Below are 21,134 nucleotides of genomic sequence, written 5' to 3' on the forward strand. Positions count from 1 at the left end.
CGGCACCCCCCGCGCCGCGACGCGGGGCAGAGCGTTGCGCAGCGCGGGGGTCTTCTGTTTGGATCGCATCACCTGTAACCGGGGGGGGGGCCGGGGGCCGCGCGCCGGGTTCACCACCTCGACCAGCCGCTCGAACGGCACGTCCGAATTGGCGAAGGCGTCCAGGTCGGTTTCGCGGACCCGGTCGAGCATGCGGTCGAAACCGGCGGCCGGGTCGACCGCGGTGCGCAGCACCAGGGTGTTGACGAACATGCCGACCAGGTCGTCGAGCGCCGGATCGGAGCGGCCCGCGATGGGTGTGCCGATCGCGATGTCGGTGCTGTGGCACAGCCGCGCGAGCAGGGTGGCCAGTGCCGCGTGCAGCACCATGAAGGTGCTCACGCCGCGCTCGGCGGCCAGCTCCGCGATGTCGCGGCGGGTGGCGGCCGGAATGGCGAACTCGACGGTGGCGCCCGCCGCGTCGCGCCGCATCGGCCGCGGCCGGTCCGTCGGCAGGTCGAGCTGATCGGGCAGACCGGCGAGCGCGCCCCGCCAGTACGCCAGCTGCCGCGACAGCGCGCTCGCGGGATCGTCTTCGTCGCCGAGCAGTTCGCGCTGCCACAGGGCGAAGTCGGCGTATTGCACCGGAAGCGGCAGCCAGCGCGGGGCCGATCCCGCCGCGCGGGCGGCGACGGCCGTCATCAGGTCGCGGGCCAGCGGCGCGATGGACCAGCCGTCGCCGCAAATGTGGTGCAGCACAATGAGAAACACGTGCGACTGGGGACCGGTGGCGTACAGCGCCACCCGGATGGGGGCCTGGCTGCGCAGGTCGAACCCGTAGCCCGCGTATTCGGTGGCCAAGGCGAGCGCGTCGGTGCCGGTGGCGTCGATCGGCTCCAGTGTCAGCGGGATCTCCGCGGCGGGATGCACCACCTGCACCGGGCCTCGGACCGCGGCGGCCGTCGCGGAGGTCGGGGCATCGGGGAAGGTGGTGCGCAGGCTTTCGTGCCGTTCCAGCACGTCGACGAGTCCGGCGCGCAGCGCCTCGAGGTCCAGCGGGCCGGTGAGTTCGACGGCCAGCGGCATGTTGTACGCCGCCGGATGCTCGGCGAACCGGTTCAGGATCCACAACCGCTGCTGGGCCAGCGAGAGCGGGATGTGCTCGGGCCGCGGCGCCGCGCCGAGGGCCGGTGAGGCGGTGTCCGGGCCGTGCGCGTCCAGCCGGAGGGCGAGCGCAACGATCGTCGGCGACTCGAACAGATCCCGGATGGTCAGGGCGGCGCCGAGACCGCTGTTGACGCGGGCGACCACGCGAGCCGCCGACAGCGAGTTGCCGCCGAGGTCGAAGAAGCTGTCCTCCACGCCGATCTCGTCGCCGCCGAGGACCTCGGTGACGATCGCCGCGAGCTGCCGCTCCAGCGCCGTGCGCGGTCCGGTCGCCGGGCCGGGGCCCCGGCGCGGGCCGGATTCCGGTGCGGGCAGGGCCTTCCGGTCCACCTTGCCGTTGGGGCTCAGCGGCAGTTCGTCGAGCAGGATCAGGTGCGCGGGCACCAGATAGCCCGGCAGCCGGCGGCGCAGCGCGGACAGCAGGTCGGCGGCCCGCACCGTGGCGGCGGGGGCGGCGACCGCGTAGGCGACCAGTTCGTCGCCGCCGGGGGCGCGGTGGGCCACGCAGACCGCGCGGGCCACCCGGTCGTCGGCCGCCAGGGCCGCCTCGATCTCACCGAGTTCGATGCGAACGCCGCGGATCTTGACCTGGAAGTCGCTGCGCCCCAGGTACTCCAGCACACCCGTGCCTTCCGCGTGCCGCCAGCGGACCAGGTCGCCGGTGCGGTACATGCGGCCCGCGGTGCCGGCCGCGAACGGGTCGGCGACGAATCGTTCGGCGCTGAGTCCCGGCCGGGAGAGGTATCCGCGGGCCAGTTGGACGCCCGACAGATACAGCTCGCCGGTCACCCCCGGCGGGACCGGGCGCAGGTACTCGTCGAGCACATAGGTGCGCGTGTTCCAGACGGGTGCGCCGATCGGCACGCTGTCCTCGGCCCCCGCGCACTGCCACGCGGTGACGTCGACGGCCGCCTCGGTCGGGCCGTACAGGTTGTGCAGCTCCACCGTGGCGGCGGGCAGGGCGGCGCGGAACTCGCGCACCGTGGCGGCGGGCAGCGCCTCGCCACTGCAGAACACCCGGCGCAGACCGGTGCAGCCGCGCACGTCGGTGTCGCTGACGAACACCGACAGCATCGACGGCACGAAATGCGCTGTGGTGACGCCCTTCTCGGCGATCAGCGCGGCCAGGTAGGCGGGATCGCGGTGCCCGTCCGGGGCGGCGATCACCAGGCGCGCGCCGATCTGCAAGGGCCAGAAGAACTCCCACACCGAGACGTCGAAAGTGGCGGGCGTCTTCTGCAGCACCACGTCGGTCTCGTCCAGCGGATAGGCATGCTGCATCCAGCGCAGCCGGTTGACGATCGCGGCATGCGAGACGCCGACGCCCTTCGGCCTGCCGGTGGAGCCGGAGGTGAAGATCACGTAGGCCAGATGATCCGGCCGCAGCGGCGTGCGGCGCTCGGCGTCGGTCACGGGGAGCGGGCTGACCGCGGCCATGTCGGCGGTATCGATGTCGAAGCGCGCGGCGGAAGGCGGCAGCGCGCAGTCGTCGCCGGACAGGGTGAGTACGCACAGTGGTCGGGCCTGCTCAAGCATGTGCCCGATGCGCTCGGCCGGGTGATCGGGGTCGATCGGCAGGTACGCGGCGCCCGACTGCACGATCGCGTACATGCCGACCACCAGGTCGATACCGCGCCGCAGGGCCAGCCCGACCACCGTGTCCGGACCGGCGCCGCGCTCGATGAGCACGCGCGCCAACCGGTTGGCGCGCTCGTGCAGTGCGCCGTACGACACGGTCTCGTCGCCGAATTCGAGGGCCGTGGCCTGCGGGCACGCGGTGGCGCGCGCCGCGAACAGGCTCGCCAGCGTGCCTTCCTGCCGCGCGACAGTCGTCGAATTCCATTCCCGCACAACCAGTTCGCGCTCGGCCACGGTGATCACGGGCACCGCGGCGGCGGGCGTGGCGGGGTCGGCGGCGAGGAGCCGGGCCAGGAAGTCCAGGAACCGGCCGTGGTGGCTCTCCAGCTCCGCGCTCCCGTACAGCTGGGGGTTGGCCTCGAAATCGACGTGGATGCGGTTGCCCGCGCCGTTGTAGAGGTTGATCGACAGATCCTCCACCGGTCCGGTGGACAGCACGTTCAGCGAGCCCACCAGGCTGCCGAAACGCAACTCGCTGTGAAACAGCATGATGTTGACCATCGGGCCGAAGAAGCCCCGGGAGTCGCGCGAATAGCCGCAGTCGCGGCGGATGTCGTCGTGCCGGTAGCGCTGGTGCCGCAGCGCGCCGGTGATCTGCAACTCGGCCGCCTTGACCACATCGCGCACGGTGGTGCCGGGGTCGAAACGGATGCGGATCGGCACCACGTTCGACACCACGCCCGCCGAGCGGCGCAGCGCGACCGTGGTGCGCGCCGACACCGGCAGGCTCAGCACCACATCGGGGTTTCCGGTGGCGGCTCGCACGTAGCAGGCCAGCGCCGCGACGAACAGGGTGGAGTTCTGGGTCGCGAACGTGCCGGTGGCCGCGGCCAGGTCGGCCTCGACCGAGGCGGGCAGCATCGCGGCGGCGATGCGGCGGCCGGTCACGGGGGGCGCGGCGACGCTCGTGGTGGACAGGCTCATCGGCGCGCCGACGCCCGCCAGCTGCTCGGTCCAGTACTCGCGGTCGGCCCGGAAGCGGCTGGTCTCACGGTAACTCGACTCACCGGCGTAGAGGTCGGCCAGCGCGGTGGCGCGCGAGGCGACCGGCTCGGTGTGGTTCTCCAGGGCTGTATATATCTCCGCGGTGCGGGTGAGCGCGTTCATCGCGCCGTATCCGTCGATGACGATGTGATGGCCGCGGGAGTACCAGATGTAGTCGCGGGCGCCTAGGCGCAGCACGACGTTGGTGGTCAGCGGGTCGTGCTCGAGATCCATGGGGCTGCCGGCGTGCTCGTTCATCCAGCGCAGCGCCGCCGCCTTCGGGTCCGGCTCGTGCCGCAGGTCGACGCGCGCCCAGCCCGGCCGCCGCGCGGGATCGACCACCTGCTGCGGAATGCCGTCGACCTCCAGCAGCCGCACCTGCCCGACCTGAGCCTCCGCGCCGAACCGCTCGACGGCGTACAGCAGCCGGCCGACGTCGAGGTCGCCGTGGATCTCCACGTACTGCGCGACGGTCAGCGGAACGTCCGGTTCCAGCTGCTGCGCGTACCAGATCGCGGTCTGCGCGGGCGACAGATCAAAGGGCTGTGCTGAGAATTCGCCGGAAGTGCATTGGACTACGCGATCGGTGGCCAATGAACTCATCAATCACTCCGTTCTGCCGCTGTTGACGCAACTCCCCCAAGCCCTCGAGAACGACGCTGCGGCGGGTGCGCGCACGCACCCGCCGTAGGACGTGATCCACGCCCTATGATTCGGAGCATGGCGTCGGGCGGATCGGTAGCGATCTCGAGATGTTGCACTTCGAACCACATTGGCGGAGAGGAACTTCGGTCAGCTACCTCTTCGCAAACCACAAAGATGTTTAGAAAACGCAGTTCAAGCACTTCCCCTGACAAGGGAAGTCGTGTCTCGCAATAACTCGGCGAATAGTGTGCGGCAACGCGAACCGATGCGTGACGCTCGCACCGGCCCGGCCGTGGCCCAGGTGTTCGCTACTCGGCGGGAGCCGGTGCGGCCGACCGGCGGCGCACTCGGCCGCCGAGCGCGCCCGCATCCACCGGATGCTCCGGCGGCGAAATTCGCCGCCGAATAGCCACAGCCACAACAACAGCCGCGGCAAGGATACACAACACGCGTTCGGGCAGCGGGCCCAGCCGGGTCGCCGGTGTGGTGGCGGTGCGCAGCGGCAGCGTCGCCTCCAGCGCGGCGGGCACGAATTTCGGGGTCTGCTCGGCCACCGCGCCGTCGGCGGTGACGATCGCGCTGACCCCACTGGTGGCCGCCACCACCAGGGCGCGGCCGTGTTCGACGGCGCGCACCCGGGACATGGCCAGCTGCTGGTAGGTCATCTCGGTGTCGCCGAAGGTGGCGTTGTTGGTGGGCACGGTCAGCAGTTGGGCGCCGGCGCGCAGGGAGTCCTCGAAGGCGCGGTCGAAGGCCACCTCGTAACAGGTGGCGACGCCGATCGCGACCGGCGGTCCCCCGCCCGCGGGTTGCGCGTGCACCACGCCGTCGCCGTGGCCGGGCACGAAATAGCCTGCCCGGTCGGCGTATTCGGAGAAGTGCCGGAAGAACCCGCGCATCGGCAGATACTCGCCGAACGGCTGGATGATCCGCTTGTCGTGCCGCTCCCCCGGTCCGGCGAGGCCGTTCCACACCAGCACCGAGTTCGTGGTGGTGTCGTCGGAGTTCACCAGTACCGCGCCGACCAGGATGGGCGCGTGGATCGCGGCGGACACCGCGCCGATCTCGCGGGCGGCGTCGGCGTTGCGCAGCGGGTCGATATCGGACGAATTCTCCGGCCAGATCACCACATCCGGCTGCCGGGCCTGTCCGGCGGCGACGGCGCGGGCCAGTTCCTCGGTGCGGCGGACGTGATTGTCGAGGACGGCGCGGCGCTGCGCGTTGAAGTCCAGTCCCAGCCGCGGCACGCTGCCCTGGATCGCGGCGACCGTGATCGGCCGGTCACCGTCGTCCGGGGCGGGCAGCGCGGTCCGGAGGATCACTCCGGTACACGGGATGATAGCCACAGCCGTTGCGACAGTGATAATTCCGGGTAGCCACCTGGGCTTTCGGTGGTCGGCGGCGCGTAACGCCAAGGCCGCCAGCAGCGTTCCGGTGAACGCCACCGCGAAGCTCACGCCGGGCGCCCCGGCCACCGCCGCGAGCGGCAGGTACCAGCCGTCGCCCTGGCCGAATGCCAGACGGCCCCAAGGGAATCCGCCGAACGGGAAACTCGAGCGACCCCATTCGGTGAGCGTCCACATCGCCGCGATCCACAGCGGCCAGCCCGGAACCGTACCGACCAGCCGCGCCAGCAGCCCGAACAGGCCCACGTAGACCGCGCACGCCGCCGACAGCGCCAGCCACGGCACCGGGCCGACATAGATCCCGGTCCACGGCAGCAACGGCACGAAGAACGCCAGCCCCGCCACCAGCCCGTACCCGAATCCCCCGCGCAGACGGCCGGATCCGCGCACCACCAGTGTCAGCACGCCGATCCCGAACGGGGCGAGATACCAGCAGGTACGCGGCGGGAAGCTCGCATAGATCAGCAACCCCGCAATGACTGCCCCGCCGATTCGCCACCACACCGGATGCCCCGCGACCCAGCCCCGCAGACCCGTCCGCTCCGGGCCTCCCGTCGCGGCGTCGCCGACACCGGCCCGCGGTTCGCGAGCAGACCCGGACACCATTGTCGCGAGGCGCGCCCCCCACCGTCCGCTCACGCTTCCTCCGCGAACACCACAACCCGGCGCCGCGTCGACACGACGCCCGCGAACTCCGAACGCCCACCGGCACCAAAGACCCCACGCACGGCCCACGACGTCCTGCTCGACACCGCGTCGATGCTACGGCCGCGACCCACCCACCCTCCGCCGGGGCCGCCATACCGGGCCTCTGCGACCGGCGGACCGAATCGGCGGCCAGGCCAGGCCCACAGGGTGGAACGCAGCGGACAGTGCAGGCAGCGTGAGGGTCCGGTACGCGGGCGGAGCGGCGAAGCCGTACCTACCGACAGCGACGCGCCGACCGGACCGGCGAACCGGTCAGGCCACGTGGTCGATGCCGCCGCAGTGGATGGTGCGCATGCAGCGCGGACGCGGGCCGGGCGGACCCACGCCGGGGACGCCGTGCCGGACTTCGGCGACGCGGCCGCCGGTCCGTCGGATTGATCAGGCTTCGTAGATGGTGGTGCCGCGGTGGACTGTGCGGAGGCAGCGCGGGGGTGCGGCGCCCGGGTCGAGTGGGGGGAGGCCGGGGACTCGGGAGCGTGGGTCGGTGGACCAGCGCTGGACCTTATCGGAGGCGGCGGCGACCACCAGGTCGGTCGCGTCCCACAGGGCGTAGGAGGCGGGGGCGCCGGGGACCAGGGTGCCCGCGACGCCGTCGCGGACGCTGCCCGCCCGCCACGCGCCGCGGGTGGCGGCGGCGAATGCGGCGCGCGGGGAGATCTGGTGGCCGGGGGTGCGGTGGTGGACCGCCGCGCGGACGGCCTCCCACGGATTCAGGGCGGTCACGGGGGCGTCGGACCCGATCGCGAGGGAGATCCCGGCCGCGGCCATCGCGGCGTACGGGTTCAGGGCGGCGGCGCGCTCGGCACCCAGCCGCGCGGCGTACATGCCGGCAGGGCCGCCCCACTCGGCGTCGAATCCCGGTTGCACGCTGGCGATCACGCCGCAGGCCGCCAGCGCCGAGATCTGTGCGGCGTCGAGCAGTTCGGCGTGCTCGACGCGATGCCCGCGAGCCGCGACGGCCGGGCCGCCCAGTTCGGCGGCGACCCGCGAAAACCCTTGGGCCACCGCCTCGAGCGCCCCGTCGCCGATGGCATGGAAACCGGCCTGGATGCCCGCTTCGGTGCAGGCCCGCACGTGCGCGGCGACCGCGTCGGCGTCGAGATAGCCGACGCCGGTGGTGTCGCGGTCGGCGTAGGGGGCGCGCAGCCACGCGGTGTGCGAGCCGATCGAACCGTCCACGAACAGATCTCCGGCGAGTCCGTGCACCCCGAGTTCCTCGATCAGCGAGCGCGCCTCGCCGGCGCTGCGGACGGCCTCGCCCCAATAGGCCCGTACCTGCACGCCGTGGGTGAATTCGAGGAGTTCGGTGACGTCCGCGCGGCCGGATATCTGCGGTCCGGCGCATTCGTGCACGGCCGCGATGCCGTGCGCGGCGGCGTGGTCGAGCGCGGCGCGGCGGGCGCGGTCGCGTTGCGGACGATCCAGTCCGCCGAGGGCGCTGGCACGGACCAGGTGATGGGCCTCGGCGCGCAACGGCTCGCCCGGGGTGAATCCGGCCGCCGCGGTGACCGCGGGCACGGCGTCCAGCAGCGCGGTGGACGCGACGGCCGAATGTGCATCCACCCGAACGAGATACACCGAACGGCCCGGTCCGGCGGCGGCGTCGATCTCCGCGGCCGTCGGCGGCCTGCCCTCGGGCCAGCGGGTCTCGTCCCAGCCGTCGCCGAGCACGGCGCCCGGATGTTCCAGGGCGTAGTCGCGCACGAGTGCCAGGCAGTGCGCCAGCGAGGTGGCCCCCGACAGATCCAGTCCGGTCAGTTGCAGGCCGAGCGCGGTGACGTGCACATGAGGGTCGACGAACGCCGGCGCCACGAATGTCCCGTCCAGTTCGATGATCTCGGCATCCGGATAGAGCGCCCGTCCGGGCCGGTCCGCGCCCAGCCACACCACCGTGCCGTCGGTCACCGCCATCGCCGTGGCGTCGGGTGAACTGGAACTGTAGATGCGTCCGCCGACCAGCAACTGGGTACTCACGGCAGTCCAGTGTGCCGCATACCGGAACGGGGGTTCGCCCGGGCCGAGCGAGAAGTGTCAGCGCCCGTCGAGCATCGGGCGGGCCTCGCCCTGACCGTCGTCGTAGTACTGGTGCACGACCGTCCCGTCGACGACGTCGCCGCTGGGCTCGACGACCACGCCGTGATAGCCGGTCGCCATCGACAGCCGATCGATGCGGCGGGTGGCGAAGGCCGACACCACCGGGCGCAGCAGCGCACGGGTGGGTAGCAGCAGGAGCAGGCCGAACAGCGACGTGATCAGGCCCGGCACGAACATCAGGACGCCGCCGAGGGCGACCAGCGCACCGTCGGCCACGGCGGTGCCGGGCGCGATCTCCCCGCGACCGGCGCGGCGGAACTGGTCGAAGACCCGGCGGCCCTGCGAGCGCACCAGGATCATGCCCAGTCCGGACCCGGCGATCAGCAGCAGGATCGTCGGCACAACGCCGATCAGGTGGCCGACCACGACCAGTGCGGCGATCTCGGCGACGAGGTAGAGCGCGAACAAGAGGGCGGGCATGGCGATCCTTTCGAAACGATCTACCCGTGCAACGTCCGGCGCGCCCGGATTTCTCCCGTCGACGCTGAATTCCTGCTGAGAAAGGCGGATCCGGGTGTCACGCTCCGGGCCGGACCAGTCCCGTCTCGTAGGCCAGCACCACCGCCTGGACCCGGTCGCGCAGGTCGAGCTTGGTCAGTACGCGGCCGACGTGCGTCTTCACCGTCGCCTCGGAGAGGAACAGCGCGGCGGCGATCTCGGCATTGGAGCGCCCGGCGGCGATCTGGCCGAGCACCTCCCGTTCGCGGGCGGTGAGCACGTCCAGCACCGCCGGGTCGCGCATGTGTGCCGGGTCGTCGGCGATGAGCCGGTCCAGCAGCCGCTTGGTGACCTTCGGCGATACCACCGCGTCCCCCGCGGCGACGCTGCGGATGGCGGAGATGAGGTCCTCCGGCGGGGTGTCCTTGAGCAGGAACCCGCTCGCCCCGGCCCGCAGCGCGCCCAGCGCGTGCTCGTCCAGGTCGAAGGTCGTCATCACCAAAACCCTGCTGCCGCAACCGGATTCGAGGATCTGACTGGTGGCGGTGACGCCGTCGACGACCGGCATCCGCACATCCATGAGCACCACGTCGGGGCGCAGCTCCCGGGTCCGGGTCACCGCGGCGGCGCCGTTGTCGGCCTCCCCCACCACCTCCACATCGGGGTGGGCGCCGAGCACCATCTTCAGTCCGGCTCGCATGAGTTCCTGGTCATCGACGACGAGAACGGTGATCGGCACGCCCCCAATCTATCGGCCGCCGTCCGCCCTACTCCATCGGCTCGCGTTCCAGGGGGATCGTGGCTCGCACCCGCCACCCGCCCGAGGCGCGGCGGCCCGCCTCGAGAGTGCCGCCGAGGACCGCGACCCGCTCGCGCATGCCGACCAGGCCGAGGCCGCTGCCGGTCAGTGCCGCGCGGACAGCGGGATCGGCGGTGCGCGCGGCGCCGGTGGCATGGGCGGCCTCGGCGGCGTGACCGAGATCGTCGACCTCGACCAGGACATCCTCGTCGCGGCGGCGCACCCGGACCCACGCCTTCGGATCGGGCCCGGCGTGGCGGAAGGTATTGGTCAGCGACTCCTGCACGATGCGATGGACACCGAGGCTCACCTCCGGCGCGACATCGTCGAGTTCGCCGGTCAGCTCGAGTTCCACCGCCAGCCCCGCGCTGCGCATCATTCCGACCACCTTCGCCAGTCCCGCGGTGCCGTGCTGGGGCAACTGCTCGGGCGCGTGCTCGGTGCGCAGCAGCGCGACGGTGCGGCGCAGTTCGCGCAGGGCGTCCCGGCCGGTGGCGGCGATGGTGCTCAACGCCTGTTCGGCGGCGTCGGGGTCGCGGCGCAGGGCGTATTTGGCGCCGTCGGCCTGCACGATGATCACGCTCACCGCGTGCGCGACGACGTCGTGCAGTTCGCGGGCGATGCGGGTGCGTTCGATGGAGACGGCCTCGTGCGCGCTGCGGTCCCGGTCGTAGTCGGCGACGGCGAGGCGGGCGGCCACCTCCCGGTCGTAGGCGTGGCGGGCGCCGAGGAATTCGGCCAGCGTCCAGCACAGCGCGTAGTACATGACCAGAAATCCGGCCGTCGACCAGACGGTCTGGTGCAGCACGGTGATCGACAGCGTGCCGTCGACGGCCAGTGCCGCCAGATAAAGGAACCCTTCGCGCCGGCCGACGTAGGCGACCAGGGTGTAGAGCATGATGCCCACCGCGAGCAGCGCGGGCGGCGCCAGATCGACGTGGGTCACGTGACTGATCGCGGTGGTGGCGATCGCCAGCGCCAGCAGGGCGGCGGCGCTCGCGCGCGGGTAGGCCCGCCGCCACACCACCGGCAGCGGGACCAGTAGCGCCAGCGTCAGGTGCAGCGGGAGTTGCTCTTTGTCGCGAATCACCGCGAGGTCGAGCAGCAGCAGGGCGAGGGCGAGCATCGAGTCGGCCACCATCGGCTTCCCGCGCAGCCACAGACTGAATCGACGCACCTGCTCAGCCTAGGTGTGGACCGGATTTGCCGGATCATCCGACGTCTGGTTGTCTCGGCCCGTGGAACTCGCAGACTGGGCGGTATTGCTCCCCGCGGCCGCGGTGGCGGGCTGGGTCGATGCCGTGGTCGGCGGCGGCGGGCTGATCATCCTGCCGATCCTGTTCCTGGTCGCTCCGGCCATCGCGCCGCAGACCGCCTTGGGCACCAACAAGATCGCCGCGTTCTCCGGCACCACCGCCGCGGTGGTGACCTTCGCGCGCAAGGTGCCGATTCGCTGGCGGCTGCTGCTGCCGGGCGCGGTGATCGCCGCGGTGGCGGCGGCGGCCGGTTCCGCGGCGGTCGCGCTGATCGACCGCGACTACTTCATCCCGATCGTGATGGTCGTGCTGATCGGCGTCGCGCTGTTCGTCACGGCCCGGCCCTCGATCGGCGTCACCCTGGCCACCGATCCGCCCACCCGGCGCAAGACGATCCTGGTCGTCGCGCTGGCGGCGGGTCTGATCGGCTGCTACGACGGGCTGCTCGGGCCGGGCACCGGGACGTTCCTCATCATCACCTTCGCCACGCTGCTGGGCACCGAGTTCGTCCGCGCGGCGGCGATGGCGAAGGTGATCAACTGCGGATCCAATCTCGGCTCGCTGATCTTCCTCGGCGCCACCGGGCACGTCATCTGGACGCTGGGCCTGGCGATGGCGGCGGCCAATATCGCCGGGGCGGTCGTCGGCTCGCGCATGGCGCTGGCCCGCGGCGCCGGCTTCGTCCGCGTGGTGCTGCTGGTCGTGGTGGTCGGGATGGTGATCCGCCTGGGCTGGCAGCGGTTCGGCTGAGCGCGGCGCGCGGGGTCAGCAGCGCGCCTCGGCCATCATGTGCCGGATCGAGCGGGCCTCGGCGGCGGGCGCGGGCTCGGCCAGCCACGGCGCCAGCACCTTCGAGGTGGTCTCCCGGATCTTGTGGTGCAGCCGCTCGCCGTCCTCGAGCGCGTGGCGGCCGGAGAACAGCACGGTCAGTGCCCCGGAGACGGCGCCGACGACGGCGCCCACCAGCGCGGCGGCCCCGACCTCGTCGAGTTCCTCGGGGAACGCGGCCCGCAGCTGCCGGGCGATCTCCTGCTGCGCGGCGAGCTGGGCGTGCGCGGCGCGGCCGCTGACCGCGGGCACCGTGCGCGAAACCTGGGCGCGCAGGACCGAGATGCGGGCGGCGAGATCGTCGCCCAGATGGTCGCCGGGGTTGTCCCCGGCCGCGCGTAACGCCCGTAACAACACCTCGACGGGCCGTTCGTCCGGACGCCGGGTGGCGATGGCGTGCACGGCGGCGCGCACGCGTTCGTCGGGCTCGGGAAAGAGCAATTCCTCCTTGCTCTCGAAATAGTTGAAGAAGGTTCTCGTACCCACCTCGGCCGTCGCGGCGATGTCGGCGACGGTGGTCGATTCGTAGCCACGGGTTTCGAACAGGTCGACGGCGGCCTCGAGGAGGGCACGGCGGGTGCGTTCCCGCTTGCGGTCACGGAGTGCGGATGGCGGCACGCGGGCACACGGTACGGCATAGATCACGAAACACCCGGCAGGCTGCGCGTCGGCGCGTGCGCTGCACCCGGTGCCACCCCGCATGTCGTGCGTGTTTGCACTCGATGCAGAGTTGCACGGCGTGTCGCGTTGGGCCGCACGGCATTCCGGGGGCGACGGTTGAACGACCGGTCGGCAACCGATTAGCGTGTCGGGGGTGAGTATCGCAAACCGGGTGGTGGACGAGGAGTTCCGCGCCCTGCCGCTGGCCGCGCTGGCCGACGCGGCGCTGACCGCGGCCCGCGCCGCCGGCGCCACGCATGCCGATCTGCGCGTGCACCGGCTGGTGACGCAGTCGATCCGGTTGCGCGACGGCCGGGTCGAGGCCGTCGGCAATTCCACCGATCTCGGTATCGCGGTCCGCGTCGTCGTCGACGGAACCTGGGGTTTCGCCTCCCACGCCGACCTCTCCCCCGCGACCGCCGCCGAGGTGGCGCGCCGCGCGGTGACGGTCGCGACCACACTGCGGTCGCTCAACCGCGAACGGGTCGAACTCGCGCCCGAACCGGTGTACAGCGACGCCACCTGGGTCTCGTCCTACGAGATCGACCCGTTCACGGTGCCGACTCCGGAGAAAGTGGCGCTGCTGCAGGAGTATTCGGGGCGGCTGGCGGCCGCCGACGGGGTCGACCACGTCACCGCGGCCGTCCTCCAGGTCAAGGAGCAGACCTACTACGCCGATACCGTGGGCTCGGCGATCACCCAGCAGCGGGTGCGGCTGCATCCGCATCTGGAGGCGATCACCGTCGATCCCGCCGCGGGCGTCTTCGAGACCATGCGCACGCTGGCCGCCCCCGCCGGGCGCGGCTGGGAGTACGTCGCGGGGAGCGACGGCGTGTGGGACTGGCACGGTGAACTCGCGCGGATCCCCGAGTGGCTGGCCGAGAAGGTGAAGGCGCCCAGTGTCGTCGCGGGGCCCACCGACCTCGTCATCGACCCCACCAACCTGTGGCTGACCATTCACGAGTCGATCGGCCACGCCACCGAGTACGACCGCGCCATCGGCTACGAATCCGCCTACGCCGGAACCTCTTTCGCCACCCCCGACCTACTCGGCACGCTGCGCTACGGCACCCCGGTCATGCACGTGACCGGCGACCGCACCCAGGAATACGGGCTGGCGACGGTCGGCTACGACGACGAGGGCGTCGCGGGCCAGCGCTGGGACCTCGTACGCGACGGCGTCCTGGTGGGCTACCAGCTCGACCGGGTATTCGCCCCGCGCCTCGGGCTGGACCGCTCCAACGGCTGCTCCTACGCCGACTCCCCGCACCACGTGCCGATCCAGCGGATGGCGAACGTCTCGCTGCAACCGGATCCGGTGCGCGACACCACGACCGCCGACCTCATCTCCCGCGTCGAGAACGGCATCTACATCGTCGGCGACAAGTCGTGGTCGATCGATATGCAGCGCTACAACTTCCAGTTCACCGGGCAGCGATTCTTCCGCATCCGCGACGGTGAGCTGGCGGGACAGCTGCGCGATGTCGCCTACCAGGCCACCACCACCGAATTCTGGGGCGCGATGGAAGCGGTCGGCGGGCCGTCGACCTGGGTGCTCGGCGGCGCGTTCAACTGCGGCAAGGCCCAGCCCGGCCAGGTGGCGGCGGTCAGCCACGGCTGCCCGTCGGTGCTGGTGCGCGGGGTGAACGTGCTCAACACTCGCTCCGAGGCCGGGCAGTCGTGAGCGGCCGCACAACGAGGATCCAGCCCGCCCCGCCGACCGCCCCCGAGGTAATGCCGTGAGCGCAGCCGAAGTCATCCCCGCGGCCGAGGTCGTCGACCGCGCGCTGCGGGCCGCCCGCGCCGACGAGACCATCGTCCTCGTCACCGACGCCTACGACACGTCGCTGCGCTGGGCCGGGAACTCCATGACCACCAACGGATCGTCGGTGGCGCGGGACTGGGCGGTCGTCTCGATCTTCCGGGACGGGCCGCGGTCCGCGCGGGTCGGCAGCGTCGCCTCCACCAGCGTCGATCCCGCCGACATCGAGGCCGTGGTGCGCGCGAGCGAGGAGGCCGCGCGCACCGCCGAGCCCGCCGCGGACGCCGTGCCGCTGCTGGATCCCGACGCCCTCGGCCCCGCGGGCGCGGACCGCGAACTGCCGTGGACCGGTGCTCCCGGAACCACCGGCATCGAGGTCTTCGAGCCGCTCGCCCGCGACCTGGCCACCGGATTCGACGGCGCCGACCGGCTCTACGGTTTCGCCCATCACCAGCTGCATTCCACTTGGCTGGGCACCTCCACGGGGGTGCGCCGCCGCTGGGTGCAGCCGACCGGCTCCGTGGAGATCAACGGCAAGCGCGGCGCCGGCGCGGACCTGGCGAGCGCCTGGGTCGGCACCGGCACCACCGATTTCACCGATGTCGAGATGCCCGCGCTGCTGACCGAGCTGGCGCGCCGCCTCGACTGGTCCGGCCGCCGCGTGGAGCTGCCCGCCGGTCGCTACGAGACACTGCTGCCGCCGTCGGCGGTCGCCGATCTGATGATCTACATGATGTGGGCCATGGAGGGCCGCGGCGCCCACGAGGGCCACACCGCGTTCGCCCGCGCGGGCGGCACCCGAATCGGCGAGCGGCTCACCGACATTCCACTCACGCTGTACTCGGACCCGGACGCCACGGGACTGGAGTACCGCCCGTTCGTGGCGACTCCGGCGTCCTCGGAGGCGATGTCGGTGTTCGACAACGGCCTCACCGCGCGCCGGGCGGACTGGGTCCGCGACGGGGTCGTCGAATCGCTGGTCTACCCGCGCGCCACCGCCGCGGAATTCGACGCCCCGGTCACGGTGCCCGGCGAGAACCTGCTCATGACAGGCGGTTCCGGCGCGACGCTGGACGAGATGATCGCGCGCACCGAGCGCGGGCTGCTGCTCACCTGCCTGTGGTACATCCGCGAGGTGGATCCGGCGACGCTGCTGCTCACCGGCCTCACCCGGGACGGGGTGTATCTGGTGGAGAACGGCGCGGTCACCGCGGCGGTCAACAACTTCCGCTTCAACGAGAGCCCGCTGGATCTGCTGCGCCGGGTCGGCGAGGCGGGCCGCACCGAGATCACCCTGCCCCGCGAGTGGAAGGACTGGTTCACCCGAACCGCCATGCCGCCGTTGCGGATTCCCGACTTCCACATGTCCTCGGTGAGCCGGGCCACCTAGCGATACCCTGTCCGCACCCGGGCGGGTGTGGCACAATCGCCCCACCGGACGGCCGGTCCGAACGCCGCAGCCGAGATCGAGGGAACCGAAACGAGTGCGGCTGCGTCGAATTCAGCACAGGCACGCACGCAGTCGTACGGGGGCAGCATGGTAGATGACAGCGGTCACGAGGTCTTCGGCCCGCTGATCGAGCAGGCCAGGACGGGTGCGGTGGCGCTGCACGTGGACCCGCAGGCGTTCGTGGCGCTCGATCAGGCGATGGAGCAGCGCAAGACCGAGATCCGCGCCATCCAGCAGCTGGTGCAGCAAGTCAACCAGCACGAATCGTGGGGCGTCGGCGAGCAATCCGCCGTCCTCACCTCGGCCCAGACCCTCGTGGGGCGCTTGCGTGGAAAGGGCGCCGGCGGCGCGACCAGCGCCTACGACGCGCTCGAGGGCCACTGGCAGGTCGCCGACGAAGTGCAGAGCCTGTTCCGCACCATCCGCGAGCGACTACAGCAGACCGACAGCGAGTTCGCCGCGAAATTCCAGGCGATCACACCGGGACCGACGACCGGGGGCGCGCAGTGACCGGATACGACCAGCCGGGCATCACCAACCCGGAGAACGTGGACGCGCTGACCCACCAGCAGATCTACGACGCCTTCCAGACCGTGAACGATCAGACCGCCGAGGTCGTCACGACCTGGCAGCAGGCGCGCGACCAGTGGCGCGAATCCACCGGCCGGCTGGTCCAGGCCGTCCGCACGGCCGTCGACGGCCGATGGACGGGGGTGGCCGCCGACACCGCGGTGCAGGCACTGTCCGACTACGGCACCCGGGCCGGGCAGTTGGCCGAGCTGTTCGAGCAGACCGGCCAGGTCGTCGCGAACACGGCCTTGGCCGCGGTCACCACCAAAGCCTATGTGCCCGCACCGGTTCCGGTGACGGCCGACCAGACCGAGGACCCCACCGGCTACGACGGCCAGTCTCGCGCGGCGCAGCAGGCGCAGGACGACGCCCGCCAGGTGATGCAACAGCGGTACGTGCTGCCGTTCCTCGATCAGGACGCGCGACTGCCCGCCTTCCCCGCCGCGGTGTCGCTCGCCGGCGCGGACGCGTCGTCGGGGCCCCTCGACAGCTTGCTGTCCGGCAGTGGGTGGTCGCTCACCGGCAGCGCGACGACGGCGGCGTCGAGCGGCATACCCGTCAACGGCGCCACGGCCGCGACGAATACCGGACCGGTCAGTTCGCTGCTCAGCGGTGTGCCGGGGCTGTCGAGTGGCGCCTCGGCGGATCCCGAGTCCGGCTCGTCGCTTTTCGGTTCGCCGGGCACGCGGCCGAAACCGAACCATCACGGACCGGTGGGCAGCGGGCTGGGGACTCCGAACTCCAGCGGTCGGCCATCGGGGACGGCCGGTAGTCACAGCGGGCACGACGCTCCGCCGCCACGGCCCGAACGGCCGGTGGGTGAGGAGAAGCCGCGGCCCGGTCCCGCGGGGCCGTCGGAGACGAGCGAGCCGAAACCGGTCGACCATGCCGTTCCCGAGAATCCGCGTCCGGGTCCGGCTCCAGGGCCGGGAACGGTTGCGACACACGGTGATTCGGCGCACGACGGTTCCAACGGTCCGGCCACTACAAGCAGCTCGCATACAGGTACCGCGGGGGTTACCGGTAACGGTGGTGCGGGAACGGCCGGTGGGGCGGGCGCACAGCCGGGGCAGTCGTCGAATCCTTCTGTGCCCGGGTCGCATTCGTCGCCACAGTCTCCCGGTGCGCCGACGGCGCCCACGCCACCACCGTCCGCGCCGGCAGCCCCCGGCCCGTTGTCCGCGCCCTCCGCGCCGATCCCCGCCGCACCCGGCCCGCTGTCCTCGATCCCCGTCCCGAGCGCACCGGGAGTGCCGCCGGTTCCCGTGCCGCCACCCCTTCCCAGCGCGCCCATTCCCGCGCCTGCGCCGAACGCGCCCATGAGTCCCCCAGTGCCGAACGCGCCCACGAGCCCCTCTGTGCCGAACGCGCCGGTGAACCCTCCGGCACCGAGCTCCGGTGCACCTGCTCCCGCGCCGAACGTTCCGCCGTCTCCGCAGCCAGGTGCCCCGGCTTCGCCGCCGGGCGCACCGTTGGGCAAGCCGGTACCGCCGCCCGCTCCGATGCCAAATCCGCCTGCCCCGCCCCTGGTTCCGCCCGCGCCGACACCGAAAATTCCGGGCTTCGCGGGTCCGGCCGTCCCGAATGCGAGCCCGGACCTCACGCCGTACACCGCAGCGGGCGCGACGGCGATCAGCGGCACGGCTGCCGCGGAACTCGCGCAGACCGCCGACGATCCGGTGCACCGGATGCCCCGCGTGCGCCGCTACGTGGGTGACCGAGAACGCTACGGCCTCCGATTCGACAAGCACCACGAAACCGACACCGACGAAGCCGATCCCGCCGCCATCGACGCGGAGAACCCTTCCACTGATGCCGAGTCGGCTGATGGGGGTAACGACCCGCGCGCTTCCGCAACAGGCACGGGAGAACACCATCCCACCGCGGGCGCAAGCGAACTCGTCAAGGACTCGGGCACACAGACGAGCAGAGAAAACGATTCGGTCATTACCAGCGCGCCGCAACCCGACGCGTCCCCCTCCCACAACGACGCGTCCGGCACTGCCGAGGGCCTCATCACAGCGCCCGCGGCACCGCCCGACGACAGCGGCGTCCCCGAAACCCGTTCGGGCGCAGCCGAAACACCGCCCAGCTCACAGCCGAGGTCCGCCACCGACCTGCCCGCACCGACCACGGGCGAGGCGGATTCCGGCGCATCTCTCTCCCACAGCGACGCACCCGGTTCTGCCGGCGGCCTCATCACGGCACCCCCGGCACAGCCCGACGGCAGCGGCGTTCCCGAAACCCGTTCGGGCGCAGCGGAAACACCGCCCAGCTCACAGCCGACGTCCGCCACCGACCCGCCCGCACCGACCACGGGCGAGGCGGATTCCGGTACCGCCGAATCACGGCCCGCCGGGGATACGGCGGTCGCCGAGGGCGAGGAATCTCACACGCACGACCGCGCGCCGGACTCTGGCGGTGACCAAACCCGTTCCGGCACTATCGGATCCGTACCGGTGGAGACCGTTCATCCCCGCAGCACCGCAACCGCCCCGGACAACTACCGCAATGTTCCACCCGTGATAGGTGAGTAATGGCGTCCTGGTCGTTCGATGAAGAGGAGTTCGCGGCCCTGTGGTTCGGGCCGGCCAACGACCGCATGCTGTACCCGCTCGACTACCTGTCCCGGTTCGGGCACGTCAACGAGCGCGACCGATTCTGGGCCCGAGTGCGGCAGGAGTACTCCGAACGCGGCCGGTTGAACTGGAACGAGGCCGACCTGCTGCGCCGCGCCTTCACGGTGCTCACCGAGCCGGAGGTGTGGGCGGAGATCCACGGAGTGTCCGACCAGGCGGGCCCGATCCGCGTCGCCGCCGCCCGGCACGACCGCCACGCCGCACTGGCCATGCAGTTCACCCGCCGCGGCCGCATCGAACTCTCCATCACCGCCGCCGACCGACTACCCGACCGTCTGACCATGCTCCTCCCGGAACAGCCGCCCGGCACCCGCCCCGCCCAGGCCTTCGTCGCCGCCGACCTCTACCCCGAACGCCAGCCGATCCTCCGCTACACCGGCGAATCGACCCCGCTCCAGCGCTACCGCGAACTCATCCGCCGCCCCGCCACCGGCGCCGGAGTGGTCACCATCTTCCGCGGCCCCCGCCGCCAGGGCCTCCGCCCACCCCGCAAGGTCGGCACCGTGCGCTGGTACGACATCGAAGACGACGGCCGCTACATGGAGACGGGCAGCCGCACCATCACCGTCCGCCCCGCCGACTCCTCCACCCTCCGCGGCGCGGTCACCCGCCTACTCGACCACGCCCTACTCGAATTCCGCGACTACGTAGAGGACTCCGCCGAACTGGCCCCCCAACGAGTCATCGACGCCCCACCCGCCACCCCGCACCTCCGTCCCTGAGCTTCCTGCCCTGCCCGACCACCTACTCCACCGACCGAACAAGTGCCTCGCGTCAGGGAGTGGGCAGCGTCCGGGCAACTGAACGGGTTGAATCGCCATGGCGGTGAAGCGCATACGGTCTCCAGAGCCGCCGGGGCGTGCCGCTCCGTATGGACGAACCCTCTCGAGGTCAGGCACTGGGCGCTTCGCCGAGCGCGGGTGATTTCGGATTGCGCGAGCACTGTCAACGTCTCGTCTTCGACAGGCAGATTGCGCCTGGGGCGAACAGCTGGGCGGGGACCTGGATTCGGCGGATGCTGGAGGGATAGCGGTGTAATCATGTAAGCGGGATGGTGATCGTCGTGGACGAGGATGCGATCGCGGGGAGGCTCGGCGGCGGCGCCGGCTCGGACGGGCAGGCCGGTCCGGAGAGCGATCCGGTTGTGCACCGGGAGGCGGATGAGGCGGCCGAGGCGGAAGCGGTGGCACTCGACGCGTATTCACGCACGGTGGTTGCGGTCGCCCGGCAGGTCACTCCGCACGTTGCGAGCGTGCAGACCCGTCGCGGTGGTGGTTCCGCGGTCGTGGTCAGCGGGGACGGATACCTGCTCACCAACGCTCACGTGGTGGGGTCGGCGCGGGCGGGAACCGTCGAGTTCGCCGACGGTAGCGCCGCGCCGTTCGACGTGACCGGGGTGGACCCGTTGTCGGACCTGGCCGTGTTGTACGCCCGGGGCGACGCACCCGACGCGGCCACGCTCGGCGATGCCGACCGGCTGGTTGTCGGTCAACTCGTGGTGGCGGTGGGTAGCCCGCTCGGATTGGCGGGGTCGGTGACCGCGGGTGTGGTGAGCGCGCTCGGCCGGGCCGTCCCGGTCGGCGCCGGGCGCAGCACCAGGGTGATCGAGGATGTCGTTCAGACCGACGCCGCGCTGAATCCTGGCAATTCCGGTGGCGCGCTGGCGGATTCGTCCGGGCATGTGGTCGGGGTGAACACCGCCGTCGCCGGTATCGGACTGGGCCTGGCGATCCCGATCAATTCCACCACCCGACGGATCGTCGACGCCCTGCGCACCGACGGCCGGGTGCGGCGCGCCTACCTCGGGGTGGTGGGCGCTCCCGCCCCACTGCCCGCCGCGCTCGCCGCCCGCGTCGGACGCCGCGCCGCGCTGCGCGTCGTGGAAGTGGTGCGCGACGGCCCCGCCGATCGCGCCGGTCTACGCCGCGGCGATCTGGTCCTCACCGTGGACCGCGCGGAAATCCGTGACGCCCAGGGCATTCAACGCCACCTGTTCGCCGACGCCATCGGCCGCGCCCTCCCCGTCACGGTGCTGCGCAACGGCGCGATGGTGGACGTGATCGCCATACCGACCGAACTCACCGCCGAATGAGTGGCACGCCTGCCGAAAA

Annotated in this window: 14 protein-coding genes; 7 read left to right on the forward strand and 7 right to left on the reverse strand. The window is 71.7% G+C overall.

Going from position 1 to position 21,134, the window contains the following annotated elements; translation table 11 throughout:
- The 6 genes from QH470_RS26270 to QH470_RS26295 form a co-directional block, all read right to left on the reverse strand.
- Positions 1-4,371 (reverse strand): amino acid adenylation domain-containing protein (locus QH470_RS26270; protein WP_280275026.1); only part of this gene is annotated, 4,371 nt, incomplete at its 3' end.
- A gap of 350 nt (positions 4,372-4,721) precedes the next feature.
- Positions 4,722-6,425 (reverse strand): apolipoprotein N-acyltransferase, encoded by a 1,704-nt coding sequence (gene lnt / locus QH470_RS26275; protein ID WP_425302787.1) that lies wholly within the window; start codon positions 6,423-6,425, stop codon positions 4,722-4,724.
- A gap of 480 nt (positions 6,426-6,905) precedes the next feature.
- Positions 6,906-8,501: an amidohydrolase gene (locus QH470_RS26280; protein ID WP_280275028.1), complete on the reverse strand. Its 1,596-nt coding sequence runs from the start codon at positions 8,499-8,501 to the stop codon at positions 6,906-6,908.
- A gap of 57 nt (positions 8,502-8,558) precedes the next feature.
- Positions 8,559-9,041 carry an FxsA family protein gene (locus QH470_RS26285; protein ID WP_280275029.1) on the reverse strand — a complete coding sequence of 161 codons (483 nt, stop codon included), beginning with the start codon at positions 9,039-9,041 and terminating at the stop codon, positions 8,559-8,561.
- A 97-nt stretch (positions 9,042-9,138) separates the two neighbouring features.
- Positions 9,139-9,798: a response regulator gene (locus tag QH470_RS26290; protein WP_280275030.1), complete on the reverse strand. Its 660-nt coding sequence runs from the start codon at positions 9,796-9,798 to the stop codon at positions 9,139-9,141.
- A 28-nt stretch (positions 9,799-9,826) separates the two neighbouring features.
- The gene (locus QH470_RS26295; protein WP_280275031.1) at positions 9,827-11,035 is read right to left on the reverse strand and encodes a sensor histidine kinase; all 1,209 of its coding nucleotides are present in this window, start codon (positions 11,033-11,035) and stop codon (positions 9,827-9,829) included.
- 61 nt (positions 11,036-11,096) lie between these two features.
- On the opposite strand from QH470_RS26295, the gene QH470_RS26300 reads away from it, so the two are divergent.
- Complete coding sequence (locus QH470_RS26300) at positions 11,097-11,864, forward strand: TSUP family transporter (RefSeq protein WP_280275032.1); 768 nt, start codon at positions 11,097-11,099, stop codon at positions 11,862-11,864.
- Between the two features lie 15 nt (positions 11,865-11,879).
- On the opposite strand, the gene QH470_RS26305 is transcribed toward QH470_RS26300, so the two are convergent.
- Positions 11,880-12,560 (reverse strand): TetR/AcrR family transcriptional regulator, encoded by a 681-nt coding sequence (locus QH470_RS26305; protein WP_280275033.1) that lies wholly within the window; start codon positions 12,558-12,560, stop codon positions 11,880-11,882.
- A gap of 196 nt (positions 12,561-12,756) precedes the next feature.
- On the opposite strand from QH470_RS26305, the gene QH470_RS26310 reads away from it, so the two are divergent.
- From QH470_RS26310 to QH470_RS26335, 6 genes are all read left to right on the forward strand, one after another.
- A complete protein-coding gene (locus QH470_RS26310) occupies positions 12,757-14,286 on the forward strand; it encodes a TldD/PmbA family protein (protein WP_280275034.1) in 1,530 nt (509 codons plus the stop codon).
- Between the two features lie 55 nt (positions 14,287-14,341).
- Positions 14,342-15,754 carry a TldD/PmbA family protein gene (locus QH470_RS26315; RefSeq protein ID WP_280275035.1) on the forward strand — a complete coding sequence of 471 codons (1,413 nt, stop codon included), beginning with the start codon at positions 14,342-14,344 and terminating at the stop codon, positions 15,752-15,754.
- Between the two features lie 147 nt (positions 15,755-15,901).
- Complete coding sequence (locus tag QH470_RS26320; protein ID WP_280275036.1) at positions 15,902-16,324, forward strand: hypothetical protein; 423 nt, start codon at positions 15,902-15,904, stop codon at positions 16,322-16,324.
- On the forward strand, positions 16,321-18,921 hold the full coding sequence (locus QH470_RS26325) for a hypothetical protein (RefSeq protein WP_280275037.1): 2,601 nt from the start codon (positions 16,321-16,323) through the stop codon (positions 18,919-18,921). The genes QH470_RS26320 and QH470_RS26325 overlap by 4 nt, the downstream gene beginning before the upstream one ends.
- The gene (locus tag QH470_RS26330) at positions 18,921-19,745 is read left to right on the forward strand and encodes an ESX secretion-associated protein EspG (RefSeq protein ID WP_280275038.1); all 825 of its coding nucleotides are present in this window, start codon (positions 18,921-18,923) and stop codon (positions 19,743-19,745) included. The genes QH470_RS26325 and QH470_RS26330 overlap by 1 nt, the downstream gene beginning before the upstream one ends.
- A gap of 329 nt (positions 19,746-20,074) precedes the next feature.
- A complete protein-coding gene (locus tag QH470_RS26335; RefSeq protein ID WP_280275039.1) occupies positions 20,075-21,115 on the forward strand; it encodes a S1C family serine protease in 1,041 nt (346 codons plus the stop codon).
- Positions 21,116-21,134 lie beyond the last annotated feature (19 nt).

The organism is Nocardia wallacei (assembly GCF_029868745.1).
GTDB classification, from domain to species: domain Bacteria; phylum Actinomycetota; class Actinomycetes; order Mycobacteriales; family Mycobacteriaceae; genus Nocardia; species Nocardia wallacei_B.